Source organism: Paramagnetospirillum caucaseum (assembly GCF_000342045.1).
Lineage (GTDB): Bacteria > Pseudomonadota > Alphaproteobacteria > Rhodospirillales > Magnetospirillaceae > Phaeospirillum > Phaeospirillum caucaseum.
In genome coordinates this window covers 1-204 of sequence record NZ_AONQ01000234.1, presented here as the reverse complement: position 1 = coordinate 204, position 204 = coordinate 1, and the positions used below count along the sequence as shown (strand labels likewise).

1 pseudogene is annotated in these 204 nt (G+C 65.2%); it reads right to left on the bottom strand.

Features of this window, described 5'->3' with window-relative positions:
* Window positions 1–204 (bottom strand): annotated as a pseudogene (locus tag H261_RS26870) (N-acetyl sugar amidotransferase); the annotation flags it as partial.

The window sequence follows — 204 nt, the reverse complement described above, 5'->3', positions numbered from 1 at the left end:
CTTCCAGCCGATATCGGTATAGGCGTGCGGCGCCCAGGTCACGGTCAGCGGGTTCATGCCGTACTTGTGCTTGAGCATGTGGGCGACGAAGGCGCTGTCCTTGCCGCCCGAGGACGGCACCACAACGTCGAAGCGGCCGTCGTTGCGGCGGAAGCGGTTGCAGGTCTCCACCAGCTCGCGCTCGCGTTCGGCCCAATCGATCTT